We start from the raw sequence: 14,773 nt of genomic DNA, 5'->3' as shown, positions 1-14,773 counted from the left end.
TGCGCTCCCACAGACAAGAAGGCGCGGCAAGGAAAAGGCGGGACGATCAAAGCCGATGCGCAGCGAGACCCCGCTTTAAGTCCTCAGCGATTCGGGCGCGTTGCGCAGCGCATTGAAGTACCCGCTGTGTACCCTCGGAGGTTGTCCCATCAGACGCGCCTCGAGCGTTCGGGTTTATCCCAACACAATGCTGCGGGCGTTATCAGGCCATTCTCTTTGGGTTACTTTTCTCTTGGGCCAGCAAGAGAAAAGTGACTCGAGCGGCGGCAGCCGTTCGAAACGCCCGCCGCGTAGGCGGCACCCTGGCCCCAAGGTGACAAGGAAACACCGAAGCTCTTGATGACCAGCCTTCGGCTGTTGAAAAGCGCCTCCGGCCTGCGTCGGCATTGCGAACAAAACGCCGCCTACGCCGCGACGACGAACACCCCTAACCCCTCTCCGGCTGCTCCAACCACGCATCCAACATCGCCGCATCCGCATCATCGATCGCCACGATGCGATACCCCGACCACACTTGTCCGGGGCTGGCCGCGGCTTCGTGCCACTGTTCCTGGATGCCCACCTCGATGCTCTGTGGCGCACTACCCAGGCCAGGCAATGACAGGCTGACCTGATAGATGGCCTCGCTGCGCGGCGGGTGCGTGCTGATCAGCAGCATGCCGTTGGCGGAGAGATTGCCCAGGTGGCCGATCGGCTGGCCGGTGATCACGTCAGTGACGACGGCAGTGAAATTGGCGCGTTTGCGCAGCGCGCGGCGCTGGTCGATAGAGGCAATGTTCTCGCTCACGTCGATGCTCCGCTACGCGATGCGGCTGGCGGGCCGCTGGTGATCTGGCGCAGGTGGCTGGTGAGTGCATGCCAGGCGCGATCGAGCAGGTTCTCGCGCACCGGCGGCATTTCGCGCACGCGGCCACAGGCCATTTCGTGGGCGAGCTGTTCCAGCGTCATTTCCTGGCCGCGCAGGCCGCGACGGGTGACGAACAGGCTGTTGCCCGATACCGGCGAATACCAGGCAAGCTTGCGTTCGGTGATGCGTCCGTTGGACGGATCGATGAATTCAAACCAGCTGCCGAAGGGCAACTGACGCAGGCGCTGGCGGATGCGGCGCTCCGGCGACTCGGCCGGCGGAGCCGGTGTCGGCGGTGCGGCCGGAACGGGCGCCGGCGTTTCCGGTGCGGCGTGCTCGCCCAGTCGCTGATGCTGTTTCAGCTTGAGCGCCAGCTCGGTGGTCGTCGCCGCTTCGCTGGTGGTCGGGCTATTGGCCGGAATGCCCAGCAGGCGCTGGGCGACCTGCACGGATTCCTCGGCGTGCATGCCGATCTGTTGCAGGCCCGACTCCACCTCGGCCTGCAGCAGGTTGCGATCGAGCACGGGCTGCTGACCCAGCAGCTGATCGGTGATGCGCAGGCGCAACGTAAACGCTTCGCTGTCTTCGCCGTGGCGCAACAGCGTGAGCGCGAGCACGTCGGACCAGGCGCGCTCCAGCAAGGTGCGCAACAAGCCGCGTGGATTGCACTTGTCGAAGCGCTCGGTCATCAACTCGGCGGCGCGATGGCGCGCCTGCTCGAGCCGCTCGCGACCCTGCATCGCCTCCACCTGGCGACGTTCGGCGATCTGCGCCTTGCGGTTGAGCAGACCCAGGTGATGTTCGATATCGGCAAGCAGGCTGGTGTAGAGGCCGGTGCTTGGCGGCTCGCGGCGCGCGCGGTCGACCAGCTGGTTGATCTTCGCTTCGAGCGATCGATCGACGTCGCCTTCGGGGCCGTCCAGCCAGTCATTCGCCGCTTCGGCGACGAGGCCCAGCAGCTTGCGCGCGGGATGTTCGCGCTGGTTGAAGAAGCCCTGGTCGGCCACCGCCATGCGCAACAGCGGCAGCTGGAGATCGCCGAGCAGCGAGTGCGCGTTGCTCTTGTTGGGCACCTGCCGATCCAGCTGCTCGAACAACATGGCGACCAGTTCCACCGTGTCGCCCTGCTCTTCGGTCAGATGCATCTGCGCCGAGCCCGCCGGTCGGCCGGTATTGAGCTGGGTGATCAACTCCTCGCGCAGCGCCTGGGCGCTGAGCAGTTCGCGGCGTGCCTGCTCGGCCACGTCGCTGACATGCAATTGCAGGGCGTCCAGCGCGAGCTGGAGTTCGCCCGGCGTCGCCGCACGTCCGCCATCCTGATAGCTCAGCGCGCCCTGTCCCGCGCGATGCTGTGCGAGCATTTCGCGCAGATTGTCGAGCACGGCGATGCTGTCGCTGCGCGGTGCGGTCGCGCTCGCGGGAGGCGTCGCTGCGGCTGCCTGGCGTGCCAGCGGCACGGGCGGATTGTCGTTTGCGCCCGGACGCGGCTGGCGCTCGATCGGCGCACGCGTCGTCGGGAAGGCGCGCAGCTGCGGCAGGATGCCGTCGGCGCGCAGGTGTTCGTTGACCGTGTCGTACAGCGTCGACAGTCCCTGCACCACGGCCATGTCGAAACACTGCAACAGCAGCAGGCGATGTTCGACCGGCAACTCCAGCGCGGTCATGCCATCGCGGAACGCATGGGCCAGCGCCTGTGGGCCCAGCGGCAGGCTTTCGCCTTCCAGCGGCGGCAGGCTGGCCAGCACGGCGAACCGATAGCCCAGTTCAAACAGCGCGGTGCCATGGCGCGCTTCGCCGCGCGCAATCAGCTTGTCGAGCGCCACGGTTTGTTCGTGTTCGGTGGGGTCAAGCAGCTCCAGCGGTCGGCGTGGCGCATCGGGGTGCACCACTTCGGGTTCGTGCACCGTGCCGACGCTGCCGAAATGCTGGCGTACGCCCTCCATGAAGCGGCGCTCCACGGGTCCGCGCTGCTGTTGAATCAGCTGGCGGGAATACAGGCACTGTTGCTGTTCGGCGGGATTGCGCGAACGCTCGGCCTGCGCGTACAGGCGCTGTTCGGCCTCAAGGAAGCACTGGCGCAGCGGTGCTTCCAGCCAGCTGGTGCAGAGGGAGTGCGTTTCTTCGATCAGGCGACGGGCACGCGGCGACCACGCGGCATTGTCAGGACGCGAGTCCCGATCAGATGCATGCGGCGGCCGTCGACCCTGCTGTTCGACTTCCATGACAGACCTTGGTTGATTCCCCCCGGATGGCACAGAGTCTAAAGCGGGTATCGGGTGCACGCCATCGGCCGGACGGTGGATTCAGTCAAGGAATCCGGAAATGACGTCATTGAGGAAGCGCTGGCCGAGCGCCGTGGTATGCAAACGACCTGGGTCGTCCGCCAGCCAGCCCCGTTGGCGGGCATGGGCGAGGGCGCCTGCGATGCGCTCGAGCGGCAGGCCGGTGCGTTCGACAAAGTCGGCCATGGGCACGCCATCGATCAGGCGCAAGGCGTTGAGCATGTATTCGAAGGGCAGTTCGTCCGGGGCTACCGGCGCGCTGCCGCCGATGCGTCCGGCGCCGGCGGGCGTCGCCAGATACGCTTTGGGAAGGCGCGTCTTCCAGCGGCGGATGATCTGCCCGCTGGCCACGTCGGTGAGCTTGCCGTGGGCGCCGGCGCCGATACCGAGGTAATCGCCGAAGCGCCAATAGTTGAGGTTGTGAGCGCAGCGGCGGTCGCTCTGGGCGTAGGCGGATATCTCGTATTGCCTATAGCCGGCGGCGGCGAGCTGTTGTTCGCAGGCCTCTTGCATCGCCCAGGCGTGATCGTCATCAGGCAGCGGCGGTGGGTTGGCGGCGAAGGCCGTGTTCGGCTCAAGGGTGAGCTGGTAGTGCGAAATATGCGTGGGCTGCAGCGCGACGGCGCGCGCCACGTCGGCCAGCGCGCCCTCCTGGGTTTGCTCGGGCAGCGCATACATCAGGTCGAGATTGAGGTTGATGTAGCCCGCGTCCTGGGCGGACTTTACCGCCGCTTCGGCCTCGCTGGCCGAGTGGATGCGACCGAGCCGGCGCAGCTTGGCATCGTCAAAGCTCTGGATGCCGAACGACAGGCGATTCACCCCAGCGGCCAGATAGCCGTCGAAACGTCCATGCTCGACCGTGCCGGGGTTGGTTTCCAGCGTGATCTCGGCGTCAGTGGCCAGCTGCAGGCGGGCGCGCACGCCGTCGAGAAAACGGTCGATCAGATCCGGGGCGAACAGGCTGGGCGTGCCGCCACCGAAAAAGATGGTCTGCACCGTGCGCCCGTGCACCGCGCCACCAAAATCAATCAGGTCGGCATCGAGGTCGGCGAGCAATGCGTCCACATAGCTTTCATACGGCGGCGTGTCGCCGCGTACGCCGTGGGAGTTGAAGTCGCAATACGGGCACTTCTTCACGCACCACGGCATGTGGACGTACAGCGACAGCGGTGGCGCGATCAGCGACATGGCTTAACCATGCGTCTCGCCGAGCTGGCTGCGCAGCAGCGCCAACGCACGGCCGCGATGGCTGATGCGATTCTTCAGGCCGGGCGGAAGCTCAGCGGCGCTGACGGTTTCGTCTTCCGGCAGGAACAACGGGTCGTAGCCGAAGCCGTGCGTGCCGCGCTGTTCGGTGAGCACATGGCCATGCCAGCGGCCTTCGGCGATCAGCGGCGCCGGATCGTCGGCGTGTTGCAGCAGCACCAGCACGCAGATGAAGAACGCGCCACGCTGCTCGGTCGGCACGCCCTCCAGTTCACGCAGCAGGCGCGCGTTGTTGGCGGCGTTGTCGCCGTGTTGGCCGCTGTAACGCGCCGAGTAGAGTCCGGGCGCGCCGCGCAGATGCCGCACGCACAGGCCCGAATCGTCGGCCAGCGCCGGCAGCCCGCTGATGCGCGAGGCATGACGCGCCTTGAGCAGCGCGTTCTCGACGAAGGTGAGGCCGGTTTCCTCGGCGTCGGGCACGTTGAACGCCGACTGCGGCTCGACGTGCAGGCCGCTGTCGGCCAGCAGGTCGTTGAACTCCGCCAGTTTGCCGGGATTGCTGCTGGCCAGGACGATGCGTGTCATCAGCGCAACCGTTACGACAGTTCGAGCGCGGCGCGCTGCGCGGCCACCAGCTCGGCGATGCCTTTCTCGGCAAGGCCCAGCAGGGCGTCCATCTCATCGCGACGGAACGCATGGCCCTCGGCCGTGCCCTGCACCTCGATGAAGCCGCCGCCGTCGTTCATGACTACGTTCATGTCGGTGTCGCAGTTGGAGTCTTCGGCGTAGTCCAGATCGAGCACGGGGACGCCCTGATAAATGCCCACCGAGACGGCGGCGATCGCACCCACCACCGGGTTGCGGCGCAGGTTCTCGCGCTTCATCAGCAGGTTCACCGCGTCAACCAGTGCCACATAGGCACCCGTGATGGCGGCGGTGCGGGTGCCGCCATCGGCCTGGATCACGTCGCAGTCGAGCGTGATCACGCGCTCGCCCAATGCCTGGCGATCCACGCAGGCACGCAGGCTGCGGCCGATCAGGCGCTGGATTTCCATGGTGCGGCCGCCCTGGCCGCCGCGCGCGGCTTCGCGCTGCATGCGGGTGTTGGTGGCGCGCGGCAGCATGCCGTATTCGGCGGTGATCCAGCCCTCGCCCTTGCCGCGCAGCCACGGTGGCACGCGGTCTTCGATGCTGGCGGTGCACAGCACGCGGGTGTCGCCGAAGCTCACCAGCACCGAACCTTCGGCGTGGCGGGTGTAGTGGCGTTCGATGGTTACGGTGCGCAGCTGGTCGCTGGCGCGGCCACTGGGGCGGCTGGGAGAGCTCATGGGAATGGAGGCCATTGGGCAAGGCAGGGCGGGAAAGTTTACCATTGCGGCCTTTACTGATATCCGCAGGCGCTCAAATGACCCGCAGCATGACGGCATATGCCTCCGCTGAGACGACCGGCCCCGCTGGCACACTCAGCTGTGAGTTGCGCACGGTCAACCACCGCTATCTGGAGCTGAGCCCGCGCCTTCCCGACGAATTGCGCGTGTTCGAGTCGGCCTTGCGCGAGCGCATCGCCGCCAAGCTGTCGCGCGGCAAGGTGGACGTCACCGTGCGCCTGCGCGGCGAGGCCCGTGCCGAATCCATGCAGGTCAACGCCACCGCGCTGGCGCGGCTGTCCGAGCTGGCGATGGACCTGGAAGCGCGCTTTCCGCGCATGAATATCGAATTCACCGAGCTGCTGCGCTTCCCGGGCGTGCTGCAACAGTCCGAGGTGGACCCTGAGGTGCTGCAGGCCTCGCTGCTGGACGTGCTGGACCGGGCGCTCGAAGCGCTCACCGCCACCCGCGAGCGCGAAGGCGCCAAGCTGGCCGAGCTGCTGACCGAGCGCCTGGATGCGATCGAGCGCATCGTGGCCGACGTGCGCAGCTTCATGCCGCAAATCCGCGAAGGCCTGCGTGCCCGCCTGGAATCGCGCCTGGCCGATCTCAAGCAGCCGGCCGATCCGGGTCGCCTGGAGCAGGAACTGGTGCTGCAGATCACCCGCAGCGACGTCGATGAAGAACTCGATCGCCTGACCACCCACATCGTCGAAACCCGCCGCGTGCTGGGCACCAGGGAGCCGGTCGGTCGCCGCCTGGATTTCCTCATGCAGGAATTCAACCGCGAAGCGAACACGCTGGGCTCCAAGGCGGTGGACGTGCGCAGCACCAATGCCGCAGTGGACCTGAAGGTGCTGATCGAGCAGATGCGCGAACAGGTGCAGAACATCGAATGAACGCGACCACGCCTCACGCGCAAGACACCCAGTGCACCCTGTTCGTGGTGGCTGCGCCCTCGGGCGCGGGCAAGTCCACCCTGGTCAACGCGCTGCTGGAGCGTGAGCCGTCGATTTCGCTGTCCATATCGCACACCACGCGTCCGCCGCGTCCGGGTGAGCAGTACGGCCGCCACTATTATTTCGTGGAACGCGAGGTGTTCGAGCAGGAGGTGGCCGACGGCATCTTCCTCGAGCACGCCGAAGTGCATGGCAATCTCTACGGCACCTCGCGCACCACGGTGGACACGCTGCTGGCAACGGGCTGCGACGTCTTGCTGGAAATCGACTGGCAGGGCGCGCGGCAGATCCGCCAGAGCAAGCCCGATTGCGTGAGCGTGTTCATCCTGCCGCCGTCGCGCCCGGAGCTGGAGCGTCGCCTGCGCGGCCGTGGTTCGGACAGCGCCGAAGTGATCGCGCGCCGCCTGCACAATTCGCGCGAGGAGATCGCCCACGCGCATGAATTCGATTACATCATCGTCAACGACAATTTCGATGCGGCGCTGGACGATTTGCAGGGCATCGTGCGGGCTACGCGCCTGCGCTCGGCGTTGCAGTTGAAGCGGCATGAGACGTTGATCCAGGAGCTGCTGGCCTGAGGTCAGCCCCCACCCCACTGTGGGAGCGCACCCTGTGCGCGACTGCGGGGCCATGGTGTTCCTCGCTGGTCGGTGGCGCCTGTCGCGCACAGGGTGCGCTCCCACAAAGGTTTGCTCCCGCAGGGTGGAGTGGAACTCTAGATCCGTGCCAAGGTCTTGTTCCGTTAGCCATTACTGACCGCTACGACGATTCGTACATGGCCTTCACGGTCCTATTCAGCTAACTTGTCGCCTTTACCCAGGCCCCTCATTGCCCATGACCGACTCCATTAGCGCCAAGCCCGAGGACAGCACCCTGGTGCGCGTCCGTGGCCTGACCACGGTGCTCAATGGCAAGAAGGTGTTCGATGCGCTGGATATCGATATACCGCGCGGCAAGATCACCGCCATCATGGGGCCCAGCGGTACCGGCAAGACCACCTTGCTCAAGCACATCACCGGGCAGATGCGCGGCGATGCGGGACAGGTGCTGGTCGATGGCAACAACGTGGCGACGATGTCGCGCGAAAAGCTATTCGAGCTGCGCGAGCGCATTGGTTACCTGTTCCAGAATTCCGCCCTGCTCACCGATTTTGACGTGTTCGAGAACGTGGCGTTCCCGCTGCGCCAGCACACTGAATTGCCGGAAGTGCTGATCCGCAACATCGTGCTCACCAAGCTGCAGGCGGTGGGTCTGCGTGGTGCTGCAGGGCTGATGCCGACGGAGCTGTCCGGCGGCATGGCGCGGCGCGTGGCGCTGGCGCGCGCGATCGTGTTCGATCCGATGCTGATCCTCTACGACGAACCGTTTGTGGGTCTCGATCCGATCGCCTTGAACCAGGTGCTCAAGCTGATCCGCACGCTCAACCAGACCTTGGGCATCACCAGCGTGCTGGTGGCGCATGAGCTCGAAGCGATCAAGCAGGTGGCCGATCACATTTACCTGATCGCCAACGGCAAGGTGGTGGCGCAGGGCGATCCCAGGACGATTGCCAACGACGGGTCGCCGTGGACGCGCCAGTTCTTCGGCGGCGACGCGGACGGCCCGGTGCCATTCCAGTATCCGGCCGGCGACCTGGGCGTATCGCTCGGTTTTCCAGGGAAGAACGCATGATCGCAACGGGTTCCGAAAACATCGTAGTGCGTTCGCTGTCGCAGATCGGCGATTGCGGACTGTTCCTGCTGCGCATGATCGCCGCGATACCGCGCAGCATGCGCCACTACCGCGAGACGATCCGCCAGCTGTGGTTCGTCGGCGCGATGAGCCTGATCATCATCATGGTCTGCGGCCTGTTCGTGGGCATGGTGCTGGGCTTGCAGCTGTACGACGTGCTGTCGATCTTCGGCGGCACCTCGGCCACCGGTACGGTGGTGGCGATCGCCATTTATCGCGAGCTCGGTCCCGTGGTGACGGCGCTGCTGTTCGCCGGTCGCGCAGGCACGTCGGTGACCGCCGAGATCGGCCTGATGCGCGCCACCGACCAGATCGCCGCGATGGAAATGATGGCGGTCGATCCGATTGCCTATGTGGCCGTGCCGCGCTTCCTCGCCGGCGTGATCGCCATGCCGCTGCTGGCCTGCGTGTTCTGCGCGCTGGGCATCTTCGGCGGACATCTGGTGGGCGTGAGCTGGCTGGGCATCGACAACGGCACCTTCTGGTCGAACATGACCGCCACCGTCGAGGTGGTGAAAGACGTCGTCAACGGCGTGATCTGGAAAAGCGTCGTATTCGGCATCGTGGTGTCGCTGATCGCCGTGTTCCAGGGCTATACCACGCCGCCGACCAGCGAAGGCGTGGCCTATGCCACCACCCGTACCGTGGTCGCTTCGTCCATCGCCATCCTGGCGCTCGATTTCGTGCTCACCGCGTTCCTGATGTGAGTGAGCCGATGAGCGCCGACCTGACCGTATCCAACCCCTATTCCATGAGGATCGTGCCGTGAGCCAGAGACAATCGTATGCCGTCGGCACCGGCCTGTTTATCGTGCTCGGCTTTGCCGCGCTCGGCTATCTCGCCACGCAGACCACCTCGGTGGCCAACTCCAGCCGCGGCCCCAGTTACACCGTCGAGGCGCACTTCGCCAACATCGGCCAGCTCAAGGAGCGTGCGCCGGTGAAGGTGGCGGGCGTGCGCGTCGGCCAGGTGCAATCGATCGTGCTCGATCCGGGCAAGGAAACGGCCGATGTGAAGCTGGCGATCGACCAGCGCTACAACCAGATTCCGGACGATTCGGTCGCCACCATCTTCACCAGCGGCCTGCTGGGCGACCAGTACGTCGGCCTGCGCTATGGCAGCTCCAAGAAGACCCTGGCCGACGGCGGCGAGCTGGCGCTCACCCGTCCGGCGCAGCAGCTGGAGGAGATGCTGGGCAAGTTCTTCGGCGCCGGCGGCGTGGCGGACAACCTGGGCGGCAGCTACGTGGTCAAGGCCCGCTTCACCAACGTGGGCGCGCTCTCGGTGGGTGCGCCGGTGAAGATGGCCGGTGTGGCCATCGGCAGCGTCCAGTCGATCAACGCCGACCCGGTCAAGCTCGACGCCCTGGTCACCCTGGCGATCGACAAGCGCTACAACCAGATCCCGGACGATTCGGCCGCCGCGGTGTTCACCAGTGGTTTGATCGGCACCCAGTACGTTGCGATCCAGCCCGGCGGCTCGCCGGACGCGCTCAAGAACGGCGATGAGATGGTGCTCACCCAGTCGGCCATGCAGATCGAAGACCTGATCGGGAAGTTCCTGGTCAGTGGCTCGTCCTCCGGCAAGCCTGCCGACGGCGGCAAGTCTGACGGCGACAAGCATTGAATCGGCCCATCGCGCACCGATATTCCAACGAGACATCTTTCAGGAGTTTCCCCATGTTGCGCAGTCTGGCCATTGCCACCGCCATCGCCTTTGGCACCGTGATCGCCGCGCCTGTCTTTGCCCAGGATGCGACGCAGGGCGCCGCCGACCAGCAGACGCCGGTGCAGGTGGTGCAGGCGGTCTCCGACGATCTGGCCAAGGCGATCGACGGCCACCAGAAGGAACTCAAGACCAATCGCGAAAAGCTGATCAGCGTGATCGACGATGCGTTCCTGCCGCATTTCGACATCGACTACGCCTCGATCCTGGTGCTCGGCCAGCATGCCCGCGAGGCCACGCCGGACCAGCGCTCGCGCTTCGCCAAGGCGTTCTACAACTCCATCACCCATCGTTATGCCGAAGGCCTGCTCGATTACACCCGCGGCCGCGTCAAGGTGCTGCCGTTCACCGGCGACATGAGCGACAAGCGCACCATCGTGCGCAGCCAGGTGGTGCTGGATGACGGCAAGACCGTCGCCGTGGACTACGCCTTCCGCAAGGACAAGAACGGCAACTGGAAGGCCTACGACGTGATCATCGAAGGCATTTCGTACATCACCAACTATCGCAACCAGGTCGACGCCGAAATCCGCAAGGTCGGCATCGACAAGCTGATCAGCAACCTGGAAACCCAGGGTGACCAGGCGCTCAAGGAAATGGAGCAGGCCGACAAGGCGCAGCAGCCGGGCTCCAAGTCTTGAGCGTGGCTGGCGCACCCGTGCGCATCGATGAAGGCTCACCGGGGAGCGTACGCGTGTCCGGTGAGCTGACTTTCAGTACGGCGGCGGCGGCGCTCAGGGCGATTGATACGGCGGTGGCGCGCGACGGCCGCTCGGAGCTGGATCTGTCCGGCGTCACACGCAGCGACAGCGCCGGCCTGGCCTGCGTGCTGGCGGTGCTGGCGCAGTCGGCCGAGCGCGGGCGCAAGCTCAAGGTGAGCCATATGCCCGAGGGCATGCACCTGCTGGCCAGCGTGTGTGAGGTCGAAGGTCTCATGGCCTGAGCGTCACTCGACGCTGGGCCGGGGACAAAAAAAGGGGCCTCGCGGCCCCTTCTTTTTGGCTGGAGAAGGACGCTTCAGTCCTTCTTCGCTGCCGGCTGCTGACTCTGTGAGGCCTGCGGCTGCTTCTTTTCCCACTTCTGCTGCTCGTCGAGCAGCTCGTCCGGGTCGAAACTCTTGTCGTGCAGGCCCTGCAGCTGCTCGATCACCTCTTCAGGCGGGTTGCCGTAGTAGATCTTGTAGATGCGCTGCTGGCGATAGGCGTCGCGGATAAAGGCATACGGATCGTAGGCGGAGTTGAGGAAACTCTCCGCATCGATGGCGCTGGAGCGGATGGTCACCAGGTACATCAGCTCAGGCAGGTACTGCTGGCCGAACTCGTAGTGGTTGTTGCGCGAGAAATAGCTGATGGGGTCGAAGAAGTAGCCGTCGACCGGCACCTGCCAGAGGTCGCGCGCCGTGGTCGGCCCGAAGAAGGGCAGCATCAGATACGGGCCATCGGGCACGCCCCAGCGGGCGAGCGTCACGCCAAAGTCGGTATCGTCCAGCGGAATGCCAAGCTGGCTGGCCGGATCGAAGAAGCCGCCGATGCCCAGGGTCAGGTTCACCAGGAAGCGGCCGCTGCCCTGCAGCGCCTGCTTCGGACGTGCCTGCAGCAGGTCGTTGGCCACAGTGATCGGCATGCGGATATTGGTGAAGAAATCGGCCATGCAGCGACGGATGGTCGGGTTGGTCACCTTGCGGTAACCCACGGCGACCGGGCGGATGATCGCCTTGTCCAGGTCGTTGTTGAAGGCGTAAACCTTGCGGTTCATGTGCTCGTACGGATCATCGGTACGAGGCTTGGCGATGCTGCAACCAGCAAGCAGGGCCACGGCGACCAGGGGCAGGCTGCGCATGGCGAGAGAACGGAAGGCGGACGGCATGGAGGCGACAGTCCTGGAGGGCCGGAGGGAGTACAATATTGTACTGTTGGGTTTTTTATTATGTACAGGCCCCCTTTAGTGTCAGGGCGCCAGGCTGCAGGCGGTGTGAACCCCGCATCATAGAGCCTTGCTGCATTGCCAGCAAAGCCGCCGCTGGCTACACTGACAGGTGATAAGTCGTTTTATTTTCTGAGGATTTCAGATGGCCCGCATTACCGTCGAAGACTGCCTGCAGGTAGTCGACAACCGCTTCGAACTGGTGCTGATGGCGACCAAGCGCGCCCGCCAGCTCTCCAAGGGTGCCGAACCGGCAGTGCATCCCGACCACGATAAGCCGACGGTGCTCGCCCTGCGCGAAATTGCCGACCGTCGCATTGACCAGGCCACGATCGACGAGATCGACAAGTCCGAGCGCGAGCGCGCCGAGCGTGAAGCGCTCGAGTGGGCTGCGGCCGAAGTGGACGACGATCTCTCCAAGGGTGGAGATGACTGATGGAGGGCGGCTGTAGCCAGCAACGCCCCGGCGCCGGCTCGTCCGGCGCTTTGCGCTGCGGGCTTCATGTCGCCACCCTCGCTTCCCTTAAACGAAGCGAGGCGGTCGCCTGAGCGGGGACCGAACAACCATGCCGGCCGTCACGGACTCCACCTTGGATACGTCGACGCTGCCGCCGTACGTGTTGGCTCTGAAAGAGCGCGTGGCCTACCTGCCCGAATCGCAGGTGGCCCGTGTGGTGCGCGCCTACGAAGTGGGCGCCGTGGCGCACGAAGGGCAGGCCCGCAAGAGCGGTGAGCCCTATATCACCCATCCCGTGGCGGTGGCCGGCATCCTGGCCGAGCTGGGCATGGACGCCGAGACCATCATCGCGGCGATCCTGCACGACACGCTGGAAGACACCTCGCTGAGCCGCACCGAGCTCGCCGGCGAATTTGGCGAGACCGTCGCCGAACTGGTCGATGGCGTCACCAAGCTGGACAAGATGAGCTTTTCCAGCCGCCAGGAAGCGGATGCGGAAAGCTTCCGCAAGATGCTGCTGGCGATGGCGCGCGACCTGCGCGTGATCCTGATCAAGCTGTCCGACCGCCTGCACAATATGCGCACGCTGGGCGCGAAAGACGCCCCATCGCGCCGCCGCATCGCTCGCGAAACGCTGGAAATCTATGCGCCCATCGCGCAGCGACTGGGCATGAACAAGTTCAAGGCGGAGCTACAGGACCTGGGCTTCCGCGCGCTCTACCCCGATCGCTACCGCGTGATCAGCGAGCGCATCCGTGCCGCGCTGGGCAATCGCCGCGAAGCGATGGGCAAGATCGAAGCGGCACTGTCCACGCGCCTTGGCGCCGACCACATCACCGCCAAGGTGGTGGGTCGCATCAAGTCGCCGTGGAGCATCTATTCGAAGATGCGCAACGAGCACAAGAGTTTCGCGCAGCTGATGGACGTCTACGGCTTCCGCGTCGTGGTGGATTCGGCCATGAGTTGCTACATGGCCCTGGGCGCCGTGCACGGGCTGTACAAGCCGGTGGACCGACGCTTCAAGGACTTCATCGCCATTCCCAAGGCCAACGGCTACCAGTCGCTGCACACCGTGCTGCTGGGGCCGTTCGGCGCGCCGATCGAAGTGCAGGTCCGCACGGCGGAAATGGATTCGGTGGCCGAGCGCGGCGTGGCAGCGCACTGGGCGTACAAGACCGATTCGGGTCCGGCCAACAGCGCCCAGGCGCGCGCCCGCGAATGGCTGTCGTCGCTGGCGGACAGCCAGGCCAACACCGTTTCCTCGTCTGAGTTCATCGAGAACGTCAAGATCGACCTGTTCCCGGACGAGGTCTATCTGTTCACGCCGCGCGGCGACATCCTCGCGCTGCCGCGCAATGCCACTGCGCTCGATTTTGCCTATGCCGTGCACACCGACGTGGGCGACCACGCGGTGGCTGCGCGCGTCGACAAAAAGCTGGTGCCACTGCGCACGCGCCTGGAATCGGGCCAGCTGGTGGAAATCATCACGGCGCCGTCCGCGCTGCCCAATCCGGCCTGGCTGGAATCGGTGGTGACGGGCAAGGCGCGCACGGCGATCCGCCAGTACCTCAAACACCTGCAGCATGAGGATGCCGTCGACTTCGGCCATCGCATGCTCGATCGCGCACTCGATGCGCTGGGCACCAGCCTTGATGCGATTCCGCCAGCCGTGCTGGATCGTTTCCTCGAAACCTCCAAGCTCAAGCGTCTGGAAGAACTGCTGTCGGACATCGCGCTGGGCAATCGCATCCCGCATCTGGTGGCCAGCCAGCTGGTGGCCGCGCGTGGCAAGAAATCCTCCGATGTGCAGCAGTCGCCGCATGTGATGGAGAAGATCCGCATCACCGGCGCCGAACGCGGCGTGCTGAGCTTCAGCAATTGCTGTCACCCGCTGCCGGGCGACGAGATCATCGGCTATCTCTCGTCGGGCAAGGGCATCGTGGTCCACCGGGTGGAATGCCCGAATGTGGTGGAACTGCGCAAGTCGCCCGAGCGCTGCGTGGCGATCGAATGGGATCGCGATGTGCAGGGCGATTACCGCGCCGAACTGCGTATCGAAGTCATCAACCGCCCGGGCGTGCTCGCCACCGTGGCGGCGGCCATCGCGGCCGCAAACTCGAACATCGAGAACGTGGAATACGTGGAGCGCGATGCGGCCGCGGCCACGCTGTTGTTCGCCCTCGAAGTGAAGAACCGCAAGCATCTGGCCGAAGTGATCCGCCGCGTGCGTCGTACCGGCGTGGTGAGCGGCGCCTACCGTTATCCGCTTTGAGAGC

At 65.3% G+C, this 14,773-nt stretch carries 15 protein-coding genes; 9 read left to right on the top strand and 6 right to left on the bottom strand.

The genetic code is table 11. From position 1 onward, the window contains the following. Positions 1–427 precede the first annotated feature (427 nt). From AC1DKY_RS14715 to rph, 5 genes are all read right to left on the bottom strand, one after another. Positions 428–787: a PilZ domain-containing protein gene (locus tag AC1DKY_RS14715; protein WP_441604513.1), complete on the bottom strand. Its 360-nt coding sequence runs from the start codon at positions 785–787 to the stop codon at positions 428–430. Further along, complete coding sequence (locus tag AC1DKY_RS14710) at positions 784–3,069, bottom strand: DUF1631 family protein (RefSeq protein WP_441604512.1); 2,286 nt, start codon at positions 3,067–3,069, stop codon at positions 784–786. Before AC1DKY_RS14710 ends, AC1DKY_RS14715 begins: the two co-directional genes overlap by 4 nt. An 81-nt stretch (positions 3,070–3,150) precedes the next feature. Next, positions 3,151–4,317 (bottom strand): radical SAM family heme chaperone HemW, encoded by a 1,167-nt coding sequence (gene hemW, locus AC1DKY_RS14705; protein ID WP_441604511.1) that lies wholly within the window; start codon positions 4,315–4,317, stop codon positions 3,151–3,153. A gap of 3 nt (positions 4,318–4,320) precedes the next feature. Continuing rightward, positions 4,321–4,920 (bottom strand): RdgB/HAM1 family non-canonical purine NTP pyrophosphatase, encoded by a 600-nt coding sequence (gene rdgB, locus AC1DKY_RS14700; RefSeq protein WP_441604510.1) that lies wholly within the window; start codon positions 4,918–4,920, stop codon positions 4,321–4,323. A gap of 11 nt (positions 4,921–4,931) precedes the next feature. Then, positions 4,932–5,663, bottom strand: a complete 732-nt coding sequence (gene rph, locus AC1DKY_RS14695) for a ribonuclease PH (RefSeq protein WP_121883282.1) — start codon at positions 5,661–5,663, stop codon at positions 4,932–4,934. Positions 5,664–5,740: 77 nt separating this feature from the next. Between rph and AC1DKY_RS14690 the strand changes: the two genes are divergently transcribed. The 7 genes from AC1DKY_RS14690 to AC1DKY_RS14660 all read left to right on the top strand — a co-directional run bounded on the left by AC1DKY_RS14690 (position 5,741) and on the right by AC1DKY_RS14660 (position 11,060). Continuing rightward, entirely contained in the window at positions 5,741–6,601 is an 861-nt protein-coding gene (locus tag AC1DKY_RS14690) for a YicC/YloC family endoribonuclease (RefSeq protein ID WP_441604509.1), read from the top strand. Then, positions 6,598–7,239 (top strand): guanylate kinase, encoded by a 642-nt coding sequence (gene gmk / locus AC1DKY_RS14685; RefSeq protein WP_441604508.1) that lies wholly within the window; start codon positions 6,598–6,600, stop codon positions 7,237–7,239. The genes AC1DKY_RS14690 and gmk overlap by 4 nt, the downstream gene beginning before the upstream one ends. Before the next feature lie 256 nt (positions 7,240–7,495). Continuing rightward, positions 7,496–8,332: an ABC transporter ATP-binding protein gene (locus AC1DKY_RS14680; RefSeq protein WP_441604507.1), complete on the top strand. Its 837-nt coding sequence runs from the start codon at positions 7,496–7,498 to the stop codon at positions 8,330–8,332. Continuing rightward, positions 8,329–9,099 carry a lipid asymmetry maintenance ABC transporter permease subunit MlaE gene (mlaE, locus tag AC1DKY_RS14675; RefSeq protein ID WP_441604506.1) on the top strand — a complete coding sequence of 257 codons (771 nt, stop codon included), beginning with the start codon at positions 8,329–8,331 and terminating at the stop codon, positions 9,097–9,099. Before AC1DKY_RS14680 ends, mlaE begins: the two co-directional genes overlap by 4 nt. Before the next feature lie 58 nt (positions 9,100–9,157). After that, a complete protein-coding gene (mlaD, locus tag AC1DKY_RS14670; protein WP_441604505.1) occupies positions 9,158–10,018 on the top strand; it encodes an outer membrane lipid asymmetry maintenance protein MlaD in 861 nt (286 codons plus the stop codon). Between the two features lie 53 nt (positions 10,019–10,071). Continuing rightward, the gene (locus AC1DKY_RS14665) at positions 10,072–10,758 is read left to right on the top strand and encodes an MlaC/ttg2D family ABC transporter substrate-binding protein (RefSeq protein WP_441604504.1); all 687 of its coding nucleotides are present in this window, start codon (positions 10,072–10,074) and stop codon (positions 10,756–10,758) included. Between the two features lie 53 nt (positions 10,759–10,811). After that, positions 10,812–11,060, top strand: coding sequence for an STAS domain-containing protein (locus AC1DKY_RS14660; protein ID WP_441604503.1), 249 nt, complete (start codon positions 10,812–10,814; stop codon positions 11,058–11,060). 74 nt (positions 11,061–11,134) lie between these two features. On the opposite strand, the gene AC1DKY_RS14655 is transcribed toward AC1DKY_RS14660, so the two are convergent. Beyond that, complete coding sequence (locus tag AC1DKY_RS14655; RefSeq protein ID WP_441604502.1) at positions 11,135–11,983, bottom strand: MlaA family lipoprotein; 849 nt, start codon at positions 11,981–11,983, stop codon at positions 11,135–11,137. A 202-nt stretch (positions 11,984–12,185) separates the two neighbouring features. Here AC1DKY_RS14655 and rpoZ point away from each other — a divergent pair, with 202 nt between their 5' ends. Together rpoZ and AC1DKY_RS14645 are read left to right on the top strand one after the other, a co-directional pair. Continuing rightward, positions 12,186–12,476: a DNA-directed RNA polymerase subunit omega gene (gene rpoZ / locus AC1DKY_RS14650; protein WP_046972139.1), complete on the top strand. Its 291-nt coding sequence runs from the start codon at positions 12,186–12,188 to the stop codon at positions 12,474–12,476. Between the two features lie 130 nt (positions 12,477–12,606). Continuing rightward, a complete protein-coding gene (locus AC1DKY_RS14645; RefSeq protein WP_441604501.1) occupies positions 12,607–14,769 on the top strand; it encodes a RelA/SpoT family protein in 2,163 nt (720 codons plus the stop codon). The last annotated feature ends 4 nt before the right edge of the window (positions 14,770–14,773 follow it).

This window comes from Dyella sp. 01N448 (assembly GCF_056399225.1).
Note: the sequence above shows the minus strand (reverse complement) of the source record. Positions and strands in the feature narration are given on the sequence as shown.